The following is a 25,452-nucleotide window of genomic DNA, read 5'->3' as shown; positions in this document are numbered from 1 at the left end:
GTGCGCTGGGCGCACCCTACAACTAAGAAAGATTCGCTTGACCTAGGCTTATTAGCTTTCAAAACAACAATTTAAAAATCTTTTTAACTTTCTATGCCTTTTACTACTTATCAAAGGCGTAAATTGTCTCATATTATCTGCACTAAATAACTTAAAGCCATCCGCAATAATACTATGTGCTTCACGAACACTATCGTTTAATTTTTCATTCTCTTTGATCATTTTGCTAAGTTCTTTGAGAGTTGTCTTGTCCTCATCAAAATCATTCAAACGATTAAGAGTTATTTTATTGTTTAGAATGATGGCTTTAATTTTGATTCTATCAGTAAGATAGTTTAGACCTTTTAAATCACCTAAGTTGTCAGACATATAGAAAGGATTTTGAACGTCTTTTCCTGTTCTAACCTCTTCAAGCTCAATCTCCGATTCTGTAGCTCTACGCTGTATTGCAATAATGGAGCTCTTACTATATTTCATTTGTTCTAGCTTGTCGTATAGCCCATCAAGACCTTCGGACTTTATAGCTCTATAAACTCTCTCAATCTTCTTCCAATCAGCTTCTATTTCATTTAACTTTCTATAATTTTCAGCAATATTCAATTTAGCTAACTTTATATTCTCGATTTTGTTTGCGTAATCAATCTCTTTGCTAAGTTTATTGCTCAAAGACGTAAAGTTTTCTCCAAAATACTTCTTGCCACAGTCGTTTCCTAAATTAGTCAACCTACCAGATTCAGTTTCAACAATACATCCAATATTATGAGGTGTGCGACAATTTGATAAACCGCATCTACCCTTGTTTGGAAGTTCATACTTATTAATAACTTGCTTTAATTTTTCCTTCTTAGGATCTAATGAGTCAGTATATCCACTCATTTTATAAATATCATCCCAAGTATTAATTCTCAAAAAATGCTTTTTGCCCACTGAAATATTCAAATTCTTATCCCTCTTAGCAACTCATACTTAATAGTGCTAAGGTGTCGAAGCACCTAACACTAAACCATGAAGGTCAGACCAAACACCTATGCTATTTTTCTAGCATAAGTATGTTTAGCGTTTAAGTTTATGTATCCGTTAAGACCATTTCCTGTTCTAGCTAGTCTTATCATATTGTTGACATGATAAGTGCCAGTTTTGGAATAGTTATATAGATACATACCACCTTTCGTAAAACGCACAATTATAGAGTCATCACCGACCTCGAATGCGCTTACGCCAGAGTCGCCATGTATATCACGATAAACTTCCATACTCATTACTCCTGAGTAGAAATATTTGTGACTACCTTTTCACGGTTTTTTTGGACAAGTGGTAAGTTTTAAATTAGAATGTCTGCTCTGAAAAGGAAATTCATTCTATTGGCCTATCACTTGTGGACGTCGGTAGTCTCAACTTCCTGATACTAAATATTGACGTATTTAGCATCTCCAATGGCATAGTTGATTACTCTTCTATGCCATTTTTATCTCTATCTACCTCCTGTGCTACCCCTTTATAACTACCTTTCATACCACTCATAAATCGACCTGTAGCAGCGTCTCTCTTAAGCGAATGCTTAGGGTTACTAGGATGCTTCATTTGAGTTCGAGCTTTTACCGAACCTCTGCGAGTACTACGGCCTGTGTTCTTAGCCATAATTAAATTACCTCTCTATTAATTAGCTTTAGTGGTTTTATGCTATCTATATTTTAGTTGCACCTCCTTTTACTAGACCAAATTATCTATTAGGCTCTCTAAATTAGATCAGAGAGCCTAATGGCCAAATTTTAAATCTTACAAGCACCGCCAGCACAATCATCTTCCATATCCGCTTGGGCATCGTTCGCACCATCACGAGTGTTATGGTAGTACAACGTCTTCACACCCATTTTATAAGCGTTTAGCAAGTCTTTTAGCAATATCTTCATCGGTACACGGCCACCAGCATAACGAACGGGGTCATAGTTGGTGTTGGCAGAGATACTTTGATCGACGAATTTTTGCATGATAGCGACCAGCTTTAGGTAACCGTCATTGTTTGGCATTTGCCATAGTAGCTCGTACTGATCTTTTAGGGTAGCAATCTCAGGCACGACTTGCTTTAAGATGCCATCTTTGACGCTTTGATAGAGACCAGACCACGTGGTGGCTCGATACCGTTGGTCGCGTTGGCGATCTGACTTGAGGTCTCAGACGGCATCAAGGCGGTTAGGGTAGAGTTGCGTAGACCGTGTTCCGTGATATCCCTACGTAGCGTTTCCCAATCGAGATGTAGCGGCTCTTGGCAGATTGTATCCAAGTCGGCTTTGTACGTATCAATCGGCAAGATACCTTGTGAGTACGTGGTCTCATTGAACGCAGGGCACGCGCCTTGCTCTTTGCCAATTTGTTTGAGGCTTTTAAGAGATAGAACTGCAATGCTTCAAACGTCTGATGGGTCAGACCAAGTGCGCTGTCGTCAGAGTAGCGTGCGCCATTCTTAGCCAAGTAGTAAGCGTAGTTAATCACGCCCACACCAAGCGTACGTCGGCGCATACTGCCATTTTCAGCAGCTTTGACCGGATAGTCTTGATAGTCGAGTAGGGCATCAAGGGCACGGACGATTAGCTCGGCTGGCTCTTCGATGTCGCTGACGCTCTCGACTTTACCCAAGTTGACCGCTGATAGCGTACAAAGGGCGATTTCGCCTTCTTCGTCATTGATGTTATCCAGTGGTTTGGTCGGTAGCGCGATTTCCATACATAGGTTTGACTGGCGAATCGGGGCAACCGTCGCATCAAATGGGCTATGGGTGTTGCAATGATCGACGTTTTGGATATAGATACGACCCGTACTGGCGCGCTCTTGCATCATTAGGCTGAACAAATCAGCAGCTGGGATTTGACGGCTACGGATGTTAGGATCATTTTCGTATTTGGTGTATAGCGCTTCGAATTTGTCTTGGTCTTCAAAGAACGCATCATATAGGCCTGGCGTGTCACTTGGTGAAAATAGCGAGATGTCTTGACCTTTGATGAGGCGCGTGTACATCGTTTTGTTTAATTGTACGCCGTAGTCCATATGACGGACACGGTTGTCTTCGACGCCGCGGTTGTTTTTGAGTACCAGTAATGACTCAACTTCCAAATGCCATAATGGGTAAAATAGGGTCGCAGCACCGCCACGGACGCCCCCTTGTGAGCAGCATTTCACCGCTGTTTGGAACAGTTTGTAGAATGGGATACAGCCAGTATGCTGCGCTTCACCGCCACGGATCGGGCTACCAAGGGCACGGATACGGCCAGCGTTGATGCCGATACCAGCGCGCTGTGACACGTAGCGTACGATGGCGCTGGTGGTCGCGTTGATTGAGTCTAGGCTGTCACCACATTCGATCAGTACGCACGAGCTAAACTGACGCGATGGCGTACGCACACCTGACATGATCGGTGTCGGTAGTGAGATTTTGAATTCTGAGGTCGCATCATAAAAGCGTTTGACGTAGCTTAAGCGCTCAGCTTTGTCGTAATTGGCAAATAGACACATGCCCACGAGCATATATAAGAACTGCGGGCTTTCGTACACGGTCTTCGTGACACGGTCTTGTACTAGGTATTTCCCTGCCATTTGCTCGACAGCAGCATAGGCAAGGTTCATATCACGCCAATGATCCAGATATTCTTCTAACTCGTCAAATTCAGCACGGCTATAGTCCGCTAGGATATGCTTATCATATTTGCCCGCGTCGGTGAGCGTTTTGACATGGTCATACAGGTGCGGCGGCTCAAACTGGTTATACGCAATCTTACGTAGATGGAAGATCGCCAAGCGCGCGGCGAGATATTGATAATCAGGCGTGGTCTCAGAGATAAGGTCGGCAGCAGATTTGATGATGGTTTCGTGAATATCACGGGTTTTGATGCCTTCATAAAACTGGATGTGCGACTTTAGCTCAACTTGCGACACAGAGACGTTGTCCAATCCATCCGCCGCCCACGCTATTACCTTATGAATTTTGTCTAAATTAATAGGCTCTAAACGTCCATCACGCTTGGTTACTTGGATTTTATCAATATGTGTCATGTTGGCCTCTATTTTGATTGCTTATAGTGATGCTGCGCGCCAAAGGAGCGGCAGACATTCTTTATGACGCGATTGTAGTCGATGGTAGCAGTAGTTTTTTGGCAACAAGCAGCCACTACCCATAGTGATAGCAAAAATCACTGAGTACTACATATAGCGTGTTTGTTAATCGGTAGGCACAATATAGCGGGAAAATTTTGAAAATACTATATTGATTTTAGGATAAAACTATGTTGCTACAAGGTTGTAGGCAGTCCAAATTTTGGCAAAGGACGATGGGATAAGGGTTAGACGCAAATGCGGTCGATCATAAATTTTTGTAAAAATAGTGCGGCCGTTTGCTTTTATTTTCTCAGTGATTGTCGCCTGATAACCATCATCATGGCGGCAATAATGCGGGCGCAGATTGTACATCAAACCACAAAAAATCGCCACCCATATGTTATTACTAGCGAGTGACGACTTGGACCAAAGGCGCTAAACCTGTCTGAACGATTTACAAAACCATGCGAACCGTCTTGGCATTATCAAGCGCGGCATAAAGTGTATTGACTTGATCAGCGGCTGTTAGGTACAGATTGACCCGTGCTGAATGAAAGCGACCCGTTCTAGAAGGTTTCACTTCAATAGAGGCCAAATCAAAATCAGGGAACTGACTACCCAAGATCAGCTTGATTTCATTAAGCAGGCTCTCGTGCTCACCTTCATGACCAATGATGCTGAGTGGGTAGTTCATCGGGAACTCCCAAAGCTCTGGGTTTTGAATGTCTGTTTTTTTGCCTTTCAGAACGCCTTTATTTGGCGTCAAATCAGTGACTTTCACTGATGGCTGATTGCTGGTTGGGTTATTTATATTGTTGTCGACGTTGTCGTTATTATTTTTTGAATCATCACTCATGATATGAGCCTCGCTTTTATAGATAATATTTTTGAATAAATCAGCTGGTTAGAGTAGAGATTTTACCTACAGTACCTTTGTCTGCTATTTATAGTGGCGTGCGGTAGATTATTCAAGTTACGTTTGCCGCTCGTTTATTGTATGGCGCTTCGATGACGGCAATATTTACGGCAAATAACCATCAATAGGCATAATGTCAGTCGGCAGATTGGTTTCTCCCAGCGCTTCTCGCAGATTGATCTCGATCGTGCGTGACAAGGCGGTCAGAGGTAACTGATTAGCCGCCAACCCAAATGGCTCTTCTAGCTCTTCACTCAATGCATCTAACCCAAAAAACGTATAAGCAATCACGGCACAAACCAAGGGCGTTGCCCAACCAAGCGAGGCGACCAAGCCAAAAGGCAGCATGATGCAATACAAGTAGGTCGTACGATGTACCAGCAGCATATAAGCAAAAGGTAGCGGTGTGTTATGAATACGCTCGCAGGCTGCCAAGACAATCGTCATAGAGGTCAGGCGCTCATCCATGTTTTGGGTGACTTGCTCTGAGACCAGTCCTTGACGCCGAATATCGCCGAGATGCTTACCCATGAGGCGCATTATATGGTCAGGGACATTTTTGCTTGATGCATACGATCATGATGTATGGATGCGACAAGGGATCTATGTCCGCCCAAGGTGGCGTACCACGAAGCCTGTGGCGTACAGCATGTGCAAAAGCAATGGTCAGATATACCATGGTGCGCTGAGTCTCACGACCATGCTCGTTGTCATCATCTATAAAGGATAGGACTTGGCGCGTTAAGCTGCGAGCATCATATACCAACTGGCCCCATAGCATCCGTGCTTCCCACCAACGCTGATAGCTGGCATTATTTCGAAATCCCAAAAACAACGATAATGCGATTCCCAATAAGGTAAAAGTGGCGATACCATAATAAGGAAAAGAGTCAGGAATCCAGTGTTGAATAATGGTAATGGCTGTACTAAGGATGGTAACCAATAGCAGCTGCGGATATATTTTTGGAATGATTGAACCGCGAAGGGCGAAAAATATCTTAAACGGGTGGGGTGTTTGCCGGACAATCATGTCAGTTTCCTAGCGATGAAATCTGTGAGCGTAGTATTGCAGGTGCCGTATGATTCTAATACAGAATCTAAGTCTGTAAAGCCCAAAAGACTATAAATTTATTCAAACTAAGAAGTAGGGTGGTCACTTAAGCTCGGTAATTGGGATAGCCAAAAGTTAAATCCTCGCCTATGCTTTTCGTCAGCAGAGCGTATGACTGAATCCTTTGATATTAAAGAGTCTGTCTCTAAAGGAGTGATTGACGTGTCACGAGCACATTTTTGGGATGTGACAGCAATCGCTGCGATTGATAAAGTCATTATCAAATTTCGCCGTGAAGGCACTGAGGTAGAGCTGTAACTATCCCCTAAAATAACACAGCTCAAACGTAGAATTTCTTATAAAATACCCATAAGGAGTTTTGATATGAGCAAACGAATGACTGAGACCCAAATAGTATCCATTTTAAAAGAAGCAGAAGCTGGAATACCTGCTAAAGAGCTGTGCCGTAAATACGGGATTGCTAGCTCGACTTTCTATAAATGGCGCTCCAAGTACGGTGGTATGGAAGCTTCTGATGTTAAGCGATTAAAAGAGCTTGAAGAAGAAAACCGTAGGCTCAAACAGATGTATGCTGATTTAAGCCTCAAAGCGCAAATGCAGGAAGAGATCATAAAAGCTATAGCGCCTGTACCCGAGCGCAAAGTCTGGGCGCAAGAATTACAGGCGCAGTATGATGTCAGCATTGCAGTGAGTTGTCAGGTGGTCTGCATGAGTCGAACCGCTTACTACTATAAGCCTAAGCTATTTGATGATAGTGAGATTGTTGATGTCTTAAATGAGCTTACTGACAAGCACAATCGCTGGGGCTTTCCAAAGTGCTTTAAACGTATACGTAAGCTTGGCTATTCATGGAATCATAAGCGCGTACATCGAGTTTATACAGCGTTAAACTTAAACCTACGCCGCAAGTCTAAAAACGCTTACCAACACGTAACCCTCAGCCGCTAAGTGTGCCAAATGCATTGGGGCATACATGGTCAATGGACTTCATGAGCGACAGACTACACAACAATATTCGCTTTCGAACCTTTAATGTGATTGATGATTATAACCGTGAGGGTATTAGGCATTGATATTGGTACCAGTATTCCCTCACTCCGAGTGATTCGCTACCTTGATCAGCTGGCTGAGTGGCATGGTTATCCTAAGCAAATTCGTGTGGATAACGGCGGTGAGTTTACATCCAGGGTATTCACTGATTGGGCATCAGCTCATGGCATCTATATTGATTATATCGAGCCTGGCTGTCCTTATCAGAACGCTTATATTGAACGGTTTAATCGCAGTTATCGCAATGAGGTTTTAGATTGCTACCTTTTCAACAATTTAAACGAGGTCAATATGCTGACTGAAGACTGGATCAAGGTTTATAACAACGAAAGACCCCATGATTCACTTAATGATATGACACCTGCTGAGTACAGGCAGGTGGCTTAACAATTCTACGATGATGTTGTGTTAAGAATGGGGTATTTACAGAGCTTATTGGTTTGAACGAGGCAAGCCAGACGATGATAGACAATTTCGGTGTGCACGACAAACCAGATGCTGAGCAAAATTTAGGCGCGCATTGATAACATAGATTAACAAACACAAAAAGCCGAGATAAACTCGGCTTTTTATTAGCTTCATTGAATATTAGTCATTTTCAAGGAAAGAACGTAAATGCTCAGAACGTGAGGGGATGACGCAGTTTACGCAACGCTTTTGCCTCGATCTGACGGATACGTTCACGGGTAACATCGAACTGCTTACCAACTTCTTCTAAAGTATGATCCGTTGGCATGTCGATACCAAAACGCATCTTTAATACACGGGCTTCACGCTCAGTCAGGTTGCCGAGTACATCACGAGTGGCTTCTTGTAGTCCAGCAGACGTTGCATCGTCGACAGGGCTTGAGATCGTACCATCTTCGATGAAGTCACCTAAGTGTGAATCTTCATCATCACCGATAGGCGTCTCCATAGAGATAGGCTCTTTGGCAATCTTGAGCACCTTACGGACTTTGACTTCGTCCATCTCTAGACGTTCGCCTAATTCCTCAGGCGTTGGCTCGCGGCCCATTTCTTGTAGCAGCTGACGTGAGACACGGTTGATCTTGTTGATCGTCTCAATCATATGCACAGGGATACGAATGGTACGCGCTTGGTCAGCGATAGAGCGCGTGATTGCCTGACGAATCCACCATGTGGCATACGTTGAGAACTTATAACCACGGCGATATTCAAACTTATCAACCGCTTTCATCAGACCGATATTACCTTCTTGGATCAGATCCAAGAACTGTAGGCCGCGGTTGGTGTATTTTTTGGCAATAGAGATAACCAGACGCAAGTTGGCCTCAACCATTTCTTTTTTCGCGCGGCGAGCTTTTGCTTCACCAACGGCCATACGACGTGCCACGTCTTTCATGTCGTGGATTTTCATATCAAGCTGCTGCTCATAATCACGAATACGGCGCTGAAGTAAAATAACGTCATCGGTGACTTTTTTCTAGTGTGCCCGCAAATGCAGGCTTACCTTTGATACGCTCAATGAGCCAATCGACATTGGTTTCATTGCTAGGGAAGGTCTTACGGAACTCTTCACGCGGCATACGACCACGGCGAATCACCAAGCGCATGATTTGACGCTCTTGCTTACGCACGTCGTCGTAGACGTCATGCATGATCGCCATGACTTGGTCTGACAAGCGATTATTGAGCTTTAGCATCATAAAGCGTTCAGCAAGTAACGCGTACGCAGTATCCGCCTGCACGCTACCACGACCATAATCAAGCAGCGCTTGCTTGGCTTTGATAAATAGATGCTCGATCTCTTCTAGACGCAAACGTACTTCTTCTGGATCAAGACCGCTGCTTTCTTCTTCAGCTTCTTCTTCAACGTCGTCTTCGTCTTCATCTTCGTCATCATCAAGTGCGGCTGCCTTGGCATTCACTTTAGCTTTGATGATAGGCGGGTTTTCTTTTCTTCTTTGATGCGCTCACGCTCTTCTTTTACCGCATCTTTGGCTTCTTGAGCGGCGATTTTATCTTCTTCGGTTTCAGGATCTAAGAAACCAGTGATGACGTCAGATAGCTTTTTTTCGCCATCTTGTACTTTTGGTATTCATCAAGGACGAACTGTACGGTGCCAGGCCAGTAAGCCATGGCATGCTGTACATCACGAATACCTTCTTCGATACGCTTAGCAATGGAGATCTCACCTTCACGGGTAAGAAGATCAACTGTACCCATCTCACGCATATACATACGGACAGGGTCAGTGGTACGACCAGGCTCGGTTTCAACAGAGGCAAGTACTGCCGCTGCTTCGTCTGCTGCCATGTCATCATCACTTGAATCATCGTTCATCAAGATGTCATCGGCATCAGGGGCAGACTCAAAGATTTTGATACCAACATCGGTTAGCATCTGCACAATATCTTCGATCTGATCGCTTTCGGTAATAGAGTCGGGCAGCTGGTCATTCACCTCAGCATAGGTAAGATACCCTTGCTCTTTGCCCATTTGGATTAAGGTGGCCAGTTGAGATGTGGACTGAGAAACTGACTTATCGTTCATAAATACTCGCTTACTTGCATCGGACATTTTATATTGTGACTCGCTATCGCTCGCTCTTTGCGTTGATCTTATCAATCGATTGATCAAAATATGGCGTAGAGGTTGTCAATAATATCAAAATGAGTTGATATGAATAAAGGCTCAAAACACTACAATAACAATGCTAAAAACAGCTAAAAATTAGAAAAGCTAAAAGACTTCAATACAGTACCTAAAAAATATAGTACTTAAAATTTAATACTCAAAATAGTATCTAAAAGCAGATACGTAAAATAATACCTAAAATTTGTGCTTAAAGATGCATGCTCACAATCATTAACCAAGCAGTGCTGTCAATATACAGCGACACAGTTTAACACAGACCATCGTCGTCAAGCACGAGCTAGTGATAGCTACCGACCATTTTTGCCGTTTATTTGCCGTCAGCTAAATGATTTAGGAGTGACTCATGCTACTGGGCATAATCATTAGTAGTGGGGGCAGTGGCTAGAATTTTAAAGGGGCATGATTTGATAATTAAACATTAAGACTGAACGGTGACCATCTGTGCCGATTGCTCTGCCTGCTGTGCCCGTAGCCAATCGTTCAATAATTGGGTTTGTTTACGGACGATCGCAAGCTTAATATGATCAGGGTTTTTATCAGCTCTTGTATTTTTTTCTTCATATTGCGCTCAAGCAGCTGACTGACTAGCTCTTCGATCAGGCCATCAAGCCCCAAAATATTGCGTGCGGTTAGCGCTTTATAAAAGCCGCCCCAATTACGGCTCAGCATGTCTTGGGTCGCAGGCTTCACATTTGATAAGATAAAATGCGCTGCTGCGTTGGCATCTTTGGCAAATAATTAAGACAGCGTTTGATAGTGCTCACGATGTCAAGCAGAGCCGCGTCTTGCAGGTCTTCCCAAGCAAGCGGACGCAGCGTATCGGCTGAAGCCTTTGTTTGATATGCGCAGGTAGGTGTAAGCCATTAATACCAGACTGTTGCCAAATCGATTCGATAGGGTCATCAATGAGTGCGCGCGGCTGAAACAAAAGCACAGCTGCAATTGTTGGCTGATGGTCATATCACCATCAAAGTCTAGCAGCGCATCTTTGGCCTCGACATTTTGACTGCGCCTGCCGCCAAGCTTTTGATAAATGTCATTATTGAGCAAATAGCGAAAGCTACTGCCTTTTGGCAAAGCGGTCGTCAATGAGCGTACTTGCGACATGAGCTTGGCTTTGCCTTCAGCCAGACTCATGTCATAGCGCTCACTTAAGTACGCAAAAATATACTGTGATAACGGCATGGCTTGGCTGATTTGCTCACGCATGGCATCGCTGCCATGACTCTTGATAAACGTATCAGGATCATGATTGTTAGGCAGGGTTAAAAACCGCAACTCTTTATCATCAGCAAGCACAGGTAAGGCAACTTCAAGCGTACGCCAAGCGGCTTTTGTCCGGCACTGTCGCCATCAAAACTCAAAGTCAGCGTTGGATTGAGTGTCAATAGCCGCGATATTTGGCTTTCATTGATTGCCGTACCCATCGAGGCGACCGCGCCATAGATGCCCGCTTGATAGAGAGCAATGACATCCATGTAACCCTCGACCACCAGCCAGTCGTTAGCACGCTGCTGGCGCGACTCATAATAGCCATAGAGTACATGCTGCTTATGAAAGACGGGCGAGTCTGAGGAGTTGATGTATTTTGGCTTGACCTCATCGTCGAGCGCCCGACCACCAAAACCAATGGTGCGACCTTGGTTGTCACGAATAGGAAAAATAACCCGATCACGCAGCAGATCGTAGTCACGGCCAGACTCTGATTGGCGCACGAGCCCTAGTGCCTTAAGTCCTTCAATATCTTGTGGAAACTGATGCTCAAGATGCTGCCAGCCAAATGGCGCATAGCCAAGACCAAAAGTCTCAAAAGTCTCTTCAGTGAGTCCGCGTGACAAAAAGTATTGCTTGGCATGAGGGTGAGTGTGTAGATTATGCTGATAGAACTGCTGAATTTGCTCTAGCAGATCGTACAAATTGCCATCTTGATCAGACGTCTGATCGATACCAATACTATCCATGCCTGCGTCAGTTTCTGTCAGCCACACTGGCGGATAGGCACTATCGTCCGCATGGTTTGAAGAATACGGCTCTGATGGATACGAGTCCATTGAATAAGATGCTGACTCGTAAGCGTCTAGCGGCGGAAATTATCGTAACCCTGAGCGTCATCATAACTTGACTGGTCTATGTGATTTTGGTCGCTTTGGTCAACATTATTTTGATGACTGGCTTGACGGTTGTTTTGATAGTTATTTCGATAGCTGTCTTGGTTTGTGCCGTCTTGGTTTGCACCGTCTTGATTTACTTTGCTGTGCTCTATCGTTGGGCTAGGTACATTGTGAACTGGCGGCGGTGCAATAGGTGTTGGCGTACGGCGTTGATAGCTGACGTTCTGTTGCTCTTCTTTGGTACTTCAATGCCTGTTTGTTTAGATAGCTCATTGACTGCTTCGATAAAGGTAAGATTCTCGTAATCACGCAAAAACTGATGGCATTGCCACCGACGCTACAGCCAAAACAGTGATAGATATTTTTTTGTGGATTGACATAAAAGAAGGCGATTTTTCACCGTGAAAGGGCAGCAGCCTTTATATTCACTACCAGCGCGTTTAAGCGTGGTGTGTTTGCCAATGATGCTGATCAGGTCAGCTTGGCTATTGAGTTGTTCAAGAATATGGTTAGGAATGCTCATACAAAAACAGTTTACCATAGGTCGATTATGTTGGGGCAGAGGTAATGAGGTACTGCTAGAAAAATAAGGCCAACGTAATGTTGACCTTATTATCAATGAATACAGACTGTGTTAGCTAGGCTAAAAGACCTCACATAATCAATTATTATCCATATCACTCACACTGTCGTCATTTAGCGTAGTGCGACGTGTTGGATTGGTATTTAGTGGATCGACGTTGGCTTCTCGTGCAGTCGAGCCAGTGCTTGATTGGCTGGTCACGCGCTCAGCTGACGCTTCAGGCAGACCTAGGCCTACGCTAATACCATTACGTGCAGACGCATTGTTGGCGACTGGAGTGTTGGCAGGCGTTGTGTTTGTCCCTGCTAGTCTCAACTGGGCTGCGTTGCCAATCATTTGGGTTTTGGTCGCGCCATTATATTCGCCCGTTGCCACTGAGTTGTCAGTTGTGCTTGAACGACCAAGCTGTCCAAAGGTAATCTTATTGAGCCAAGAGCGATCACGTTTGGTGCTCAGTTTCACGCTGCCATTACTCGTCAGCATGTTTGGATAGTTGATTTGCAATAGGGTTTTGTACTCATTTGCCAAATCTGTTAGACCAAGTTTTTCGTGGCTATAGGCTAGGACAGCAATGGCATCTGGTACTGACTCACTCAGTGGATAGTACTGGAAGACCCATTTGGCACGGTTGACAGCTGCCACATAAGCTTCACGCTCGATATACCAGTTGGCTGCGCTCATCTCGCTCTCAGCAAACTGATTATAGATAAATGTCATGCGCTGGGCGGCATCTGGTGCATAGGGGCTATTTGGGTATTTGCTAATAAGTTCTTGGAAGTTGGCAAAGGCAATACGTAGATACGCAGTGTCACGCTCCGCTTGGTTTAATTTAAACAGCTTCAAACTCTCAGACGAGCCTTCCATATTGGCAACGCCGCGTACATAGTAAGCATAGCTGACTTGGGGATTAGAAGGATATAGACGGATGAATTGCTCAGCACTCGCTGCTGCCATCTCGTATTTATCGCTTTGATACTGTGCATACATCATATCAAGTAATGCCTGTTCAGCGTATTGCCCAGTTGGGTAAAAGGTACGCAGATTGGTCAGTTCTTCAACACCTTGAACATAGCGGCCTTTATCGATTTGAGCGATGGCATCGTTATAGTAACCTTGCTCTGACTTTTCCGCTGTTTCTACCGCGTCGACATCTTTGGCGCCAGTGAGGGTTTTTGAATGTCTGGCAACCCACTAGATTGACGCTAAGCGCAAGTAAGGTGATTGAGGACAGTTTGATAAACGTATTGCCAACAGCTTGCATACTTCTTCTCCGACACAAGACGCATGATAGCAGCAGTGCTATCATGCTATATAAAATTAGTGATAAAAAACGATGCTGAGTATTCAGCGATGCACAAGCAACACGTTTTTCATCGAATGCAGTTTTGTTATGACGTATTGTACTGGTAGATTGGGTCTGATACATAGAGCTTTTATAGTAAGCCTGTAATAGATCAAATGCATTTAATCATATTCAAAAGGTTTAAATGGCAAACACTGTCAATAAAAACCAATGGTATTTTTATACTGTATTTGAATATGGCATAGCAATACAGTGCCATAGCATACAGCAAAACATGGCTATACTTTATAGAATAACGTTTGCTTCGTCTATTTTTTCGCTATCTATATTTTACAGGCAGTTTACCATGAGCGGCTATCACGAGCGATACCGAATATCGCTGGCAGGAACAAATATACAGTAAATTACAGCAATGTTATGTTCTAGAGAGCTAAGCAGTAAAGCTTGGCACCTCAGAAGCGCTCAAAAATTCACAGATAGTATGCACTTTTATAGGGCTTGGACGCGTGACATGATACACTAGAGCGGTATTGTCTCCGCTTTTTGACCTGCATAGCTTTTATTATTTGCTAGAGGTCAAAAAACGACAATTTTTATTATTTTATCTTTGAATGAAGTCACCTAACAAAATATAGTTAGTAACTTTACATAGTTAGCAACTTTGCTAGGTATCAATCCGCTATGAATAATGATGCCATGACTACCCATTTATCACCGAATCAATCGCTAGAGACTGATTCATCAGCACAAGAGTCACCAATGCCAAATAACGTTTTAAATAATGACGAGCCTGACAATCAAGAAATGATGGATGAGCAGGAAATAATGGACGAGCATACTGATGCTCTTGATAATGACGACTTGCTCGAAGAAGATAGCGATATTGATGAAGAAATTGACGATGGCGACATGGATGAAGGCGACGACAATGAAGCGCCAGTAGCAGGTCAAGCGGTACCAGTGGTGGTAGATATAACGCATATCGTCACAGAAGATGAGTCTGGCTTACGTATTGATAAAGTCGCTTCACAGGTGTTTGCAGACTTTTCGCGCGTGCAACTACAAGGTTGGATCACGGACGGTAGCTTACTCTATAACGGCAGTGTGCAAAAACCAAAGGTTCGTGTCAAAGCAGATGACGTGCTACATCTATCGACAACATTGCAGCAGCATAGTGAAGATCAACCAGAAAATATCGATATCGATGTGGTCTATGAAGATGATGATGTATTGGTCATCAACAAGCCTGTCGGTATGGTGGTGCATCCAGGTGCGGGTAACCAGACAGGCACTTTGGTCAATGCTTTGCTATATCATTATCCGCAGCAGCATCACTTGCCGCGTGCAGGGTTGGTACACCGTATTGACAAAGACACCTCTGGATTACTACTCATTGGTAAAACCAAACCGGCTCAAATGGCGTTGATGGAGCAACTAAAAGACAAATCTGTTTATCGTCATTATCAGTGTGTGGTAGCAGGCGATCAAGCAAGCTTGCTGCGTCATCGCCGTATTGATGCGCCGATAGGGCGACATCGTACTCAGCGTACCAAAATGACAGTCATGACTGCCGGCCGTGAAGCGGTAACCCATCTATTAAATGTCACGCCACTGAATGACAACTACTGTCTGTTAGATGTCGGACTGGAAACAGGTCGTACGCACCAGATCCGTGTCCATCTGAGCCATGTGACCCATCCGCTAGTCGGGGACCGTGTCTATGGTGGTCGTCGTCAACTGCGAGCAGGTTTGACAGAAGCACAGCGCCAAGCCATCAGCAACTTCCCGCGCCAAGCATTGCATGCTTATACTCTTGGGTTTGTGCATCCGGTAACTGGTGAGGATATTGAAGTGACGACGCCACTGCCAGAAGACATGCAACAGCTAATAGCTGTATTAAGCGACGGCTATGATGACGAGTAAACGCTATTGAGAAAAGCGGCTGTCTAAAGGTGTTTACGACAATTGCCAAGTTTATAGTAGTGATTTAGTGATGCCAATTTTTAGACAGTCAAAGATAAAAGGATGGGGCAGTCGTGACAAACAAGCTTCCGATAATAGATAATTTTCCAATGACCATGCTCGCGCAAATGGATGACGTGGCTGTTTTCCAAACGGCTGCTTTTGCGCCGAATAATATTGACGAACCTGCTACCGCAAGCCAGCAAAGAGGGCTTGACAGTCAAGCAAACCATCAAGCAAATTATGGCGCGCTAAATCTAGGCCTGCATGTCAACGATGAGGCGGCAAAGGTATTAGGTAATCGTATGAGTCTGTTGGCTGCGATTAATACACAGATGGCAAGTGAGTCATCACAAACTGAGCAACATACTGCTATTCACAGCTTACATTGGGTCAGTCAGATTCATGGTAAACAGATCCATGATATTGATACGACGCCTTTGAGCATGGCACCAATGGCGGCTGACGCCATAATCAGCAAGCAAAGTGGTCGTGGACTGGCGATCATGACGGCAGATTGTGTGCCGATTGTCTTATACCAACCCGCTAGCGGTAAAATCGCCGCCATTCATGCAGGCTGGCAAGGGATTGGCGTGCGGTATCATCAAAGAGACTGCTCAGCGCTTTACCGATTCAGGGGCTATACAGGCTTGGATAGGGGTGTGTATCAGTCAGGCCAATTATGAAGTGGGTCATCAAGTTCGTGACCAATTATTGGCTGGTTGCTTAGATAATCAATTACTCACGGCGTCAGATAGTGATAATTTTGACAGTTTATATGTGATGCGCTCAGATAGTGGTCTTGAAAATCATAGCGATACTCAGCATTTACATAAGACAGTTGATAAACTATCGAATTGCGCTACAGTGCACACGCATAAAGTTAAGCTAAACTTACCAAAACTGGCCGCTGATCAATTAACAGCTGCTGGCGTGTCGATAGATAGTAAAGAACCTATCAGCTGTAGCTATGCAGATCGGCATTACTATTCTTATCGTCGTCAAACGCATATGCAGCAGCCTGCAACGGGAAGAATGGCGCTTGTGATTGTGCGCCGCGCTGCTACGTAGATGTCAGCTCACAACTAACAAACCTATTGAGTGCGCTGAGTCGTTTTGCACTCGTACACTATATTATTTTTATTTAACCATTATTGTCATTATTAGAGTCTGTATGAATACAACTAGCGAATCCTCAAAAATATCTCCTGATAGTACGCCTAACGTATCGATTGCTGTTATTTTTCATAGCAACTACGGTCATACTAAGCGTGTCGTTGAAGCGATTGTACAAGGCGCGCATCAGCAATTACCAGAGGCCCAAGCAAAAGCGGTTGATATTCATGATATTGACTGGGATTATTTAGATCAGGCAGATCTATTGGTTTTCGGTAGCGCGGTATATATGGGCAGCGTCACCGCTGAATTCAAAACCTTTATGGATGAAACCTCAAAGCGTTGGTACAACCGCACGTGGGAAGGCAAATGGGCCGCAGCTTTTGCCAACTCAGGCGGTCTGAGCGGTGATAAACTTGCCGTGTTGCAGCAAATTTCTCTATATGCCATGCAGCATGGTATGAATTGGATTGGTCTGCCGCTTATGCCGACGGGTCATGAGGCGCACGATCTCAACCGTCTATCTAGCTTCTTAGGTTTGATGACACAATCTCTTGACGGACCACCTGAAGAAACGCCAGGGAAAGGAGATATTGATACCGCTATTTGGTTTGGTGATCATTTGGCTAAAACCATCATTAAACATCAGCCAGCGGATAGTAAGCGTTAGTTAACACAGTGGGTGACAGGCTACTCCAGTAAAAAAGCAGACACTATTGATGTCTGCTTTTTTTATGTCAATGTTATGGAGCAACCAGATTAGTCGGTACAGGCTTAACAGGAATAGGGCTATCAACAAATTGGAAATGTTGACAACCAGTCAGCATTAGCGACGCTATCAGCAGACAAATAGAGGTAAGTGACTTCATAATGGTATCTCAGAGACGATATATTACCCAATAATATATCTTGTATGTCTATCTATCGTTAGAAGCGATGACAGTTAAAAGTAAGGTTTACTTTTAGGTATTATATATAAAAACAGGTCGGTTATATAACCTTAAAAAGGTACAAAGACTTGGCTTTGTTTTTGAAGAAATTATTTATTCAGTCATGACGTAACTTGTCTACTATGCGTTTGTATTAGCTATAGTCAATCAATATTAAAAGTGGTACGAGGCAGACGAGTGCAAGTACTACAGTAGTAGGCTAAACGAGTCTAACGCTGTAACACTTTAATAGTGGTTCGACTATATATCAATGACTAACATGACGAGTCTTAGAAACTATCTCTGCTGTTAGGATTGATAGCGGTTATCAGATAGCGGCTTGAAGGTCAATCATTTAGCAGTATCGACAGATGTTTGAATGGGTTGTGTTATAAATAAGAATAGTGATAATATGTTGAAAGCTGACCAAATAGTCAGGTATATAGCAGTACTAATTCTTGGCAAAAGCTCCTGATAATTACTGCTATTTATGGTCGATTTATTTGCTATAAAAGAGTGTGCGATATCCTACTCATCGACATCCTGCAAATGCGACATAGAATAAATAGTAAGTATATTAAAAACTAAAAACGTACTTGCCGATAAACTTACTTGAGCGGTTGCAGCAAAATATAGATTAAGCGTTTACCTTTCGTACTCAAACCACTAATGCTTCTCAGTCTTATACTCACTTTCATTATTTTAGCCGAGCCTTGCTATGATTAGTTTTTATCTCAATGGAAAATACCATGAGCTAACCCAGCTTAACCCCAATACGACAGTGCTTGAGTATCTACGATTGCATGAAGGCCAAACGGATACGAAGGAAGGCTGCGGCAGTGGTGATTGCGGTGCTTGCACGGTAATGGCTCAACGCCTGCCTAGCACTATCCAGCAAACGCTTAATGATGAAAATGGCAACGAAAAAATGCTACGCCTCCATTCTATACGATTAACTCCTGTATTACGCTATTGTCGCTGATGGACGGTCATCACCTGATGACAGCGTCCTACTTGGCGGACAATCCTGAGCATCATCCAGAACGTGCTTTGCTGCATCCAGCACAGCAGGCGATGGTTGAGTGTCACGGATCGCAGTGTGGTTTTTGTACCCCTGGGTTTGTCATGTCGCTTGCTTGCGTTTACGAAAATAATCGTATGCAGACAAGTTCAGAATCAGCAAGTCAGAGTGATGCTAAGCAGTTGAGCTATGATGAAGTGGTTGCGTCAATATCGGGCAATTTATGTCGCTGTACAGGCTATCGTCCGATTATCGAGGCAGGCCTACTGATGAGCGAAATCGGTCAGAAAAGAGAGGAAGAGCAGTCGGTGGTGAAAGACTTGACTATCAGTCTCACAACAGACGCGATGGGTAGTACAAAGGAATCAGCAGTATCTGCAAATGCGCCAGCTGAAGCCGAGTCGGACAATGTAGAGTCAACAGCTATTGCCCCTGCACTCAATGATGCTGGGCGACGGTTATATATACCCAAGTCACTAGACGAGCTTAATCAAATATTAGCAGCTAATCCGCAGGCGACGATCTGGGCAGGTGGTACGGATTTGGGGTTGAGTGTAACCCAGCATTTGGTTGATCACGAGATCATTATTCAGCTCTCAGGTATTGAAGCGCTAAAGTCTTGGTCGCTATCAGATGCAAATAGTAACACATCGACTGACGAACAAACTCAAAGTCAGTCGCTAGTGCTAGGGGCTGGCATGAGCTATCAGCAAATGCTCCCTGTGCTTGAGCAGTATTTTCCACGCTTTGCGCAAGTGTTTGAGCGCATTGCCTCTCCGCAAATTCGTAATATGGGCACCATCGGCGGTAATATCGCCAACGCATCCCCGATTGGTGATTTGCCACCGATTCTCTTGGCGTTAGATGCGTCAATTCATTTGCGTCATTGCGCGCCGAATCGTGAAGAGTCAGGTAAAGATTTAGATAGTAGTGATTCGGTTTATACGGATGAAATCATACCGTTATCAGCATTTTTCTTAGATTATAAAAGACCAAGTTGCAAGCAGGTAGTTATATTGTCGCTATTCATATTCCCTTTGATGCAGGATCATCAGCATTTATTTATTCATAAGATTAGCAAACGCTACGAAGATGATATCTCAGCGTGCTTACTTGCGGCGCGGCTTGATGTGTCAGCAGATGGTGCAATTATCGACAATGCAAAGCTTGGGCTCGGTGGCATGGCAGCGATACCACTGCTTGCGGTGCACTGTCAGCAAGCGCTCATTGGTCAAGCTACTGATGTTGCAAGTTTTGAGCAAGCAGCACAGGTGCTATCTGCAGATGTCACACCAATGGCGGATGTCAGAGCCAGCCGCGAATATCGCATGCATGTGGCGCAGCGTCTACTGGTGAAGTGCGGTAAACAATTGATAGCGGAGAGGCAGGCTGAGAGCGCTTGACTGTCAGCGTAATTGAGTATCAATACTGCGTCATGAGTGTATTTGTCAGAAATAAAAAAGCGCATCAGTAAATGCGTACTAATAGAAGAGATTTGCTATGAGCCATCATTCGTCTTTATTTGACAGTTATAGTATCCGCCGCGTGCGTCCGCCAAAAAACAAGATCGGCACGTCAGCCAAGCACGACAGTGCGATCACCCATGTCATGGGGACGGCAACTTATGTGGATGATATTACCAAACCACAAGGCACGCTACATCTAGCAGTAGGCAAAAGCAGCCACGCCCATGCACGTATATTAGGTATGGATTTGAGTGCTGTCAGAGAGGCTGATGGGGTCGTTGATGTTTTAAGTTTTAAAGATTTACCGGCGCAGACAGATATCGGTGCGGTGTTTGATGGTGAGCCACTGATGGTGAATGACATTACAGAGTATGTCGGTCAGACGCTATTTGTGGTGGTGGCAACCAGCCATCGCGCTGCCAAAAAAGCCGCCACCAAGGCAGTAGTAGAATATGAGCCATTGCCAGCGGTACTTAGTATTGATAAAGCGCTAGAGCAAGAGTTATTTGTGCGTCCAAGTCATTTTATGAAGCGTGGTGATGCGGCGACGGCGCTTGAGAGTGCACCGATTCGTATTGAAGGTCATATTCATATGCGCGGGCAAGAGCACTTTTATCTTGAAGGGCAAGTGTCTTATGTGGTGCCTTGTGATGATGGCGGGCTGGAAGTGTACACGTCGTCACAGCATCCAAGTGAAGTGCAGCAGCTCGTCGCCGAAGTGACGGATTTGCCCTTTCATGCGGTCAATACGGTCGTACGCCGTATGGGTGGTGGTTTTGGTGGTAAAGAAACGCAAGCCGCGGCGTGGGCGTGTCTGTGCGGTATCGTTGCCAAGCGCCATAACGCTCCTGTCAGTATGCGGTTAGATCGCCAAGATGATATGGTCGTGACCGGTAAGCGTCATGAGTTTGCCAATCGTTATGAGGTTGGCTTAGACGAGTCTGGGCGTATATTGGGCGTCGATATGCAACTGGCAGGTCTGTGTGGTTATGCGCCAGACCTGTCTGATGCTATCGTCGATAGAGCGATGTTCCACTGTGATAATGCCTATTATTATCCAGCGGCTCGTGTGGCGGGTCATCGCTGTAAGACGCATACCGTATCCAATACGGCCTATCGCGGGTTTGGTGGTCCACAAGGGCTAATGACCGCTGAATATATGATGGACCATATTGCCTATACATTAGGGCAAGATCCGCTGCAAGTGCGCTTAGCAAACTTATATCAAGATGGTCAAAGCACCCATTACGGTCAGACCATTGAGCATTTTGATTTAGCAAACATCATGACCAAACTGGCAGCGGATTGCGATTACGACAAACGCCGCCAACAAATTATAGCAGCCAATAAACAAGCCGCCGCTGAAGGTAGTGACAAGCGTTTGGGTCTTGCGTTAACACCCGTAAAATTTGGTATTTCATTTACGGTGCAGACGCTCAATCAGGCGGGTGCGCTGGTACACGTTTATACCGATGGCAGCATCCATCTCAACCACGGTGGTACGGAGATGGGGCAAGGTCTGTACATCAAAATCGCCCAAATTGTCGCCAATGAGTTCGATGTGGATCTAGATACAGTAAAAGTGTCAGCGACTCGTACGGATAAAGTACCTAATACTTCACCAACTGCCGCGTCATCAGGTACCGATATCAATGGTAAAGCGGCGCAAAATGCTTGCTTAAGTATCAAAGCGCGCATTGTTGAATTTGCTGCTGAGCATTTTGAGGTGTCACAAGAAGACATACGCTTTGAACAAAACCATGTCTATATCGGTGATAAAGAGACACTAACCTTTGCCGAAATGATTCAGCTGTCGTATCAAAATCGCATCAGCCTATCGTCTACTGGCTACTATAAAACGCCGAAGATATTTTATGATCGCTCCAAAGCATGGGGACGTCCGTTCTTCTACTTTGCGCTAGGTGCTGCTTGTGCTGAGGTTGAGATTGATACGCTGACAGGTGAGTACAAAGTGCTGCGCTGTGATGTGCTGCATGATGCAGGACAATCGATCAACCCTGCCATTGACATCGGTCAGATTGAGGGCGGTTTTGTGCAAGGTATGGGCTGGCTCACAGCAGAAGAGCTGATCTGGAATGATAAAGGAAAGCTTGCATCCGACAGTCCTGCCAATTATAAAATTCCAACGGCGCATGACTTGCCTAAGCAGTGGAATGTCAAATTATACGATCGCAAAAACGAAGAACAAACGATTTATAATTCTAAAGCCGTTGGTGAGCCGCCGTTTATGCTGGCAGCTAGTGTCTGGTGCGCTCTCAATAACGCGGTGGCTAGCCTTGGTAATTATCAAAAAAATCCAGAATTGACCATGCCTGCGACCCCAGAAGCCGTATTAAAAGCAGTTATGCGTATGGAAGGTTCGTCTTGGGATCTAGAGACCAAGGCGGACAAGGATACGATGGATAGCCTTATTGAAGGTATAGAAGAAAAGGGCGATCTCTATAACGACAAAGTCATGCCGCAAGATGTACGCCATGCCAAAGATATTGATCCAAAAGAGGTAGCCGGCAAACAGACTGATGAGCAGCCAGAAGCGATAGAGCACCCAAATGTCGCAGGGCAAGGGGTCCTGCGCACAGTGAGTGAGTCATTGGTTCCACCAAACATCTGGTATGAAGGTCTAGCGCGATATCAGCAGCGCGGCATGGCTCATGTGTTGGCAACGGTCGTGGCTGTGAATGGCTCGGCTCCGCGTGCGCTACAGGCAAAGATGATTATCACGCAGGATGGTATTGTAGATACGCTGGGCGGCGGCGGTCTAGAGCACGATGTGATTACTACTGCTCGTCAGCTATTAAGTGGCGAGATATCCACCACGGTATCCAAACAAGTCAAACCAAAAATTTCTGAAGCTAATGAGACAAGCGCGTCAGCTCCTTCTAAAGCAGTACGCCGAGACGCGGTTTATACTAAGCATTACCCGTTGGGTGCGAAATTGGCCCAATGCTGCGGCGGTAGCGTCACTGTTATGTTCGAATGCTTTAATGTGACGCCGCCGATGTCAGTACTGGTATTTGGAGCAGGTCATGTGGCATCAGCGCTCATGACTATCCCTTGCTGAATTGCCATGTCAGGTAGATTGGGTAGACAGTCGCCCAGAGATGTTTGAGCGTTACTTGATTGATAAAACCAACTCCAGTGAAACGGGCCAAGCAGGCAACAGTGCCTACCAAAACCCCACACCGAATCAATCACAACTCTATCAGCTACCAAGGCATATCCGTCCGCATATCGATGACGATCCTGTCGATTTTGTGCGTCCATTTATTGAGCAAGGTGGTCAGCGTTTTATTTTGGTTATGACGCATGACCATAGTGTGGATTTTGAGCTGGTGCGCGCAGCATTAGATACTATTTCTGATATCTGCTTAGCTGATAGTAAGCGCTCAGATATCTCATTACCTTATATTGGCTGTATTGCCTCATCCACCAAAAGCCAAACGTTTTAGAGATCGTTTGATTCAGCGTGGCTATAGTGAGCAACTAGTCAATCAGCTCATCATGCCAATCGGATTACCCATCGGCGGCAAAGAGCCAATGGCGGTGGCCGTATCTATCGCGGCACAGCTATTACAACGTTATCATCAGGTTGCTCTTTGAAGGGACTAATTACTTCATGAAGCCGTGTCATTTTTTATTAAATAATTAAAACGCTCAGTACTACTACGCCATTGTGAGACTACCAAATGACCCCTACATATTTATCAAGCTCATTTATTACATTATATTAGCGAAGATGACCTTGCTAAGCGTACGGCTGCTGAATTATCCGATACTAGAATTCCTGACTTTCTCGTAAATCTGACCGTTGATAAAGATACAACGTTGCTTCCAGTAATTGCAGGCGTGCGTGTTTACCCTGAGTATATTGCCGACGGTGCACTTGTTATTGATGATGAGACTGGACTGATTATTAATTATGGCAGTCGAGAGGCGATGCTAGCAAATTATGTGCTGACCGCTACTAATGACAGTCAAGAACCAGTACAGATTCATGACCATCGGCACAAACTCATCATGCCGGGTTTTATCGATACCCATGTGCACTATCCGCAGATAGATATGATTGCCGCTTATGGTGAGCAACTGCTTGATTGGCTCAATAATTATACTTTTGTGACGGAAGCCAACTTTGGTGATCCAAAAATAGCGCATGATACCGCGCAGTTTTTTTTGAACCAATTACTTGCCAATGGCACGACCAGTGCGATGGTTTTTGCAACCAGTCATCCGTTATCTGCCGAGGCGTTTTTTGCTGAAAGCCACAGGCTCAATACGCGTATGATCACGGGTAATGTCTTGATGGACCAAAATGCGCCTGAGCCGCTATGTGTGCCTGCTGAGCAAAGTATCCGTGACACTCAAAATATCATTGATAATTGGCATGAGCGCGGGCGTCAGCATGTGGCCATTACCCCGCGCTTTGCGATTACGTCGAGCCCTACACAATTACGTCTGGCAGGTGAGTTGTATGCCAGCCATGACAGTGTGTATTTGCAAACGCATCTGGCAGAAAACCGTGATGAGGTGGCTTTTGTGCAGGAGCTGTATCCCAATCATAAAGGCTACCTCGACGTCTATGATGATATGGGATTACTGGGCCGCCGTACCACCTTGGCGCATGGTATCTACCCTTGAGACACCAGAATACGAGCGTCTACGCGCGACTGGCACGCAGATATCACATTGTCCAACGTCCAATCTGTTTTTGGGTAGTGGGCTGTTCGATTTACCAAAGACGTTAAGTTATACCGGTGTTAGTATCGCCACCGACGTTGGAGCAGGCACGAGCTTATCGATGCTCACGACGTTATCAGAGGCATACAAAGTCCAGCAACTACAAAGTAATCAATTATCAGCACACCAAGGGTTGTATCAGATCACTTTGGGCAATGCGCAGTCGCTACTATTAGATGATAAGATTGGTAACTTTATGCCCAGTAAAGAAGCGGACTTTGTCGTGATTGATATGAAGGCCACAGCATTGTTAGAGCGGCGTATGGCGCAGACCAAAACCCTTGAAGAGCAGTTATTTGTGCTGATTATGCTGGGTGATGATAGAGTGATTGAGCAGACGATAATTGCTGGTCAGAGCCGCTATCGAAAATCTGCGGTCTGATAAACTGGCGAAAAACATGAGTCACAAAAAGCCCCGTTTATATATCATAAACGGGGCTTTGATTGGTCTGTATCTTTT

Annotated in this window: 18 protein-coding genes and 7 pseudogenes; 13 read left to right on the top strand and 12 right to left on the bottom strand. The window is 44.8% G+C overall.

The annotated features are described in order from the left end of the window. Nucleotides 1-51 precede the first annotated feature (51 nt). From PKHYL_RS09740 to PKHYL_RS17590, 7 genes and pseudogenes are all read right to left on the bottom strand, one after another. Entirely contained in the window at nt 52-939 is an 888-nt protein-coding gene (locus tag PKHYL_RS09740; protein ID WP_093070956.1) for a hypothetical protein, read from the bottom strand. A gap of 507 nt (nt 940-1,446) precedes the next feature. Further along, a complete protein-coding gene (locus PKHYL_RS09735) occupies nt 1,447-1,638 on the bottom strand; it encodes a hypothetical protein (RefSeq protein ID WP_240365035.1) in 192 nt (63 codons plus the stop codon). A 131-nt stretch (nt 1,639-1,769) separates the two neighbouring features. Further along, nucleotides 1,770-2,075 carry a hypothetical protein gene (locus PKHYL_RS18130; RefSeq protein ID WP_332835871.1) on the bottom strand — a complete coding sequence of 102 codons (306 nt, stop codon included), beginning with the start codon at nt 2,073-2,075 and terminating at the stop codon, nt 1,770-1,772. 8 nt (nt 2,076-2,083) lie between these two features. Then, a pseudogene (gene nrdA / locus PKHYL_RS09730) lies at nt 2,084-4,044 on the bottom strand (class 1a ribonucleoside-diphosphate reductase subunit alpha). A 496-nt stretch (nt 4,045-4,540) separates the two neighbouring features. Next, nucleotides 4,541-4,831, bottom strand: a complete 291-nt coding sequence (locus PKHYL_RS09725) for a YbeD family protein (protein ID WP_058024867.1) — start codon at nt 4,829-4,831, stop codon at nt 4,541-4,543. Nucleotides 4,832-5,107: 276 nt separating this feature from the next. Beyond that, nucleotides 5,108-5,533: a bestrophin family protein gene (locus tag PKHYL_RS17595; RefSeq protein ID WP_269778150.1), complete on the bottom strand. Its 426-nt coding sequence runs from the start codon at nt 5,531-5,533 to the stop codon at nt 5,108-5,110. Nucleotides 5,534-5,549: 16 nt separating this feature from the next. After that, on the bottom strand, nt 5,550-6,032 hold the full coding sequence (locus PKHYL_RS17590) for a bestrophin family ion channel (RefSeq protein WP_269778149.1): 483 nt from the start codon (nt 6,030-6,032) through the stop codon (nt 5,550-5,552). A gap of 174 nt (nt 6,033-6,206) precedes the next feature. Here PKHYL_RS17590 and PKHYL_RS09715 point away from each other — a divergent pair. Further along, a pseudogene (locus PKHYL_RS09715) lies at nt 6,207-6,368 on the top strand (STAS domain-containing protein); the annotation flags it as partial. 69 nt (nt 6,369-6,437) lie between these two features. Beyond that, nucleotides 6,438-7,511: pseudogene (locus tag PKHYL_RS09710) on the top strand (IS3 family transposase). Nucleotides 7,512-7,712: 201 nt separating this feature from the next. Here the strand turns inward: PKHYL_RS09710 and rpoD are convergent. The 5 genes and pseudogenes from rpoD to PKHYL_RS09675 form a co-directional block, all read right to left on the bottom strand. Further along, nucleotides 7,713-9,638 (bottom strand): annotated as a pseudogene (gene rpoD / locus PKHYL_RS09705) (RNA polymerase sigma factor RpoD). Nucleotides 9,639-10,223: 585 nt separating this feature from the next. Then, complete coding sequence (locus PKHYL_RS18840; RefSeq protein WP_240365034.1) at nt 10,224-10,433, bottom strand: hypothetical protein; 210 nt, start codon at nt 10,431-10,433, stop codon at nt 10,224-10,226. Nucleotides 10,434-10,745: 312 nt separating this feature from the next. Continuing rightward, nucleotides 10,746-11,665: pseudogene (locus PKHYL_RS18835) on the bottom strand (DNA primase); the annotation flags it as partial. 424 nt (nt 11,666-12,089) lie between these two features. Next, nucleotides 12,090-12,377, bottom strand: a pseudogene (locus PKHYL_RS18830) (CHC2 zinc finger domain-containing protein); the annotation flags it as partial. Nucleotides 12,378-12,515: 138 nt separating this feature from the next. Continuing rightward, a complete protein-coding gene (locus tag PKHYL_RS09675; RefSeq protein WP_240366522.1) occupies nt 12,516-13,523 on the bottom strand; it encodes an outer membrane protein assembly factor BamD in 1,008 nt (335 codons plus the stop codon). A 1,024-nt stretch (nt 13,524-14,547) separates the two neighbouring features. Between PKHYL_RS09675 and PKHYL_RS09670 the strand changes: the two genes are divergently transcribed. The 11 genes and pseudogenes from PKHYL_RS09670 to PKHYL_RS17575 all read left to right on the top strand — a co-directional run bounded on the left by PKHYL_RS09670 (nt 14,548) and on the right by PKHYL_RS17575 (nt 25,374). Next, nucleotides 14,548-15,663 (top strand): RluA family pseudouridine synthase, encoded by a 1,116-nt coding sequence (locus PKHYL_RS09670; RefSeq protein ID WP_406947891.1) that lies wholly within the window; start codon nt 14,548-14,550, stop codon nt 15,661-15,663. A 113-nt stretch (nt 15,664-15,776) separates the two neighbouring features. Next, complete coding sequence (locus PKHYL_RS09665; protein WP_240365031.1) at nt 15,777-16,388, top strand: laccase domain-containing protein; 612 nt, start codon at nt 15,777-15,779, stop codon at nt 16,386-16,388. Continuing rightward, nucleotides 16,273-16,773, top strand: coding sequence for a laccase domain-containing protein (locus PKHYL_RS09660; protein WP_240365030.1), 501 nt, complete (start codon nt 16,273-16,275; stop codon nt 16,771-16,773). The genes PKHYL_RS09665 and PKHYL_RS09660 overlap by 116 nt, the downstream gene beginning before the upstream one ends. Before the next feature lie 103 nt (nt 16,774-16,876). After that, nucleotides 16,877-17,488, top strand: coding sequence for a flavodoxin family protein (locus PKHYL_RS09655; protein ID WP_240365029.1), 612 nt, complete (start codon nt 16,877-16,879; stop codon nt 17,486-17,488). A gap of 977 nt (nt 17,489-18,465) precedes the next feature. Further along, entirely contained in the window at nt 18,466-18,729 is a 264-nt protein-coding gene (locus PKHYL_RS09650) for a 2Fe-2S iron-sulfur cluster-binding protein (protein WP_240365028.1), read from the top strand. 68 nt (nt 18,730-18,797) lie between these two features. Continuing rightward, nucleotides 18,798-20,171: pseudogene (locus tag PKHYL_RS09645) on the top strand (FAD binding domain-containing protein); the annotation flags it as partial. Between the two features lie 97 nt (nt 20,172-20,268). After that, nucleotides 20,269-23,316, top strand: coding sequence for a xanthine dehydrogenase molybdopterin binding subunit (gene xdhB, locus PKHYL_RS09640; protein WP_240365026.1), 3,048 nt, complete (start codon nt 20,269-20,271; stop codon nt 23,314-23,316). A gap of 1 nt (nt 23,317) precedes the next feature. Then, nucleotides 23,318-23,704: an XdhC family protein gene (locus tag PKHYL_RS09635; protein ID WP_240365025.1), complete on the top strand. Its 387-nt coding sequence runs from the start codon at nt 23,318-23,320 to the stop codon at nt 23,702-23,704. 7 nt (nt 23,705-23,711) lie between these two features. Beyond that, entirely contained in the window at nt 23,712-23,855 is a 144-nt protein-coding gene (locus PKHYL_RS09630; RefSeq protein ID WP_240365024.1) for an XdhC family protein, read from the top strand. 225 nt (nt 23,856-24,080) lie between these two features. Further along, entirely contained in the window at nt 24,081-24,893 is an 813-nt protein-coding gene (locus PKHYL_RS17580) for a guanine deaminase (protein WP_269778148.1), read from the top strand. Further along, nucleotides 24,835-25,374 carry an amidohydrolase family protein gene (locus PKHYL_RS17575; RefSeq protein WP_269778147.1) on the top strand — a complete coding sequence of 180 codons (540 nt, stop codon included), beginning with the start codon at nt 24,835-24,837 and terminating at the stop codon, nt 25,372-25,374. The genes PKHYL_RS17580 and PKHYL_RS17575 overlap by 59 nt, the downstream gene beginning before the upstream one ends. Nucleotides 25,375-25,452 lie beyond the last annotated feature (78 nt).

The organism is Psychrobacter sp. KH172YL61 (assembly GCF_007182895.1).
Taxonomy (GTDB): domain Bacteria; phylum Pseudomonadota; class Gammaproteobacteria; order Pseudomonadales; family Moraxellaceae; genus Psychrobacter; species Psychrobacter pacificensis.
The sequence above is the reverse complement of the archived record's forward strand: the minus strand, read 5'-3'. Positions and strand labels throughout refer to the sequence as shown.

Coding starts and splice junctions, on each gene's coding strand:
- PKHYL_RS17575 (WP_269778147.1), top strand. CDS start 24,835: ATGATGATATGGGATTACTGGGCCGCCGTACCACCTTGGCGCATGGTA.
- PKHYL_RS17595 (WP_269778150.1), bottom strand. CDS start 5,533: ATGGGTAAGCATCTCGGCGATATTCGGCGTCAAGGACTGGTCTCAGAG.
- xdhB (WP_240365026.1), top strand. CDS start 20,269: ATGAGCCATCATTCGTCTTTATTTGACAGTTATAGTATCCGCCGCGTG.
- PKHYL_RS09650 (WP_240365028.1), top strand. CDS start 18,466: ATGATTAGTTTTTATCTCAATGGAAAATACCATGAGCTAACCCAGCTT.
- PKHYL_RS09660 (WP_240365030.1), top strand. CDS start 16,273: ATGCAGGCTGGCAAGGGATTGGCGTGCGGTATCATCAAAGAGACTGCT.
- PKHYL_RS09670 (WP_406947891.1), top strand. CDS start 14,548: ATGGATGAGCAGGAAATAATGGACGAGCATACTGATGCTCTTGATAAT.
- PKHYL_RS09655 (WP_240365029.1), top strand. CDS start 16,877: ATGAATACAACTAGCGAATCCTCAAAAATATCTCCTGATAGTACGCCT.
- PKHYL_RS17590 (WP_269778149.1), bottom strand. CDS start 6,032: ATGATTGTCCGGCAAACACCCCACCCGTTTAAGATATTTTTCGCCCTT.
- PKHYL_RS09735 (WP_240365035.1), bottom strand. CDS start 1,638: ATGGCTAAGAACACAGGCCGTAGTACTCGCAGAGGTTCGGTAAAAGCT.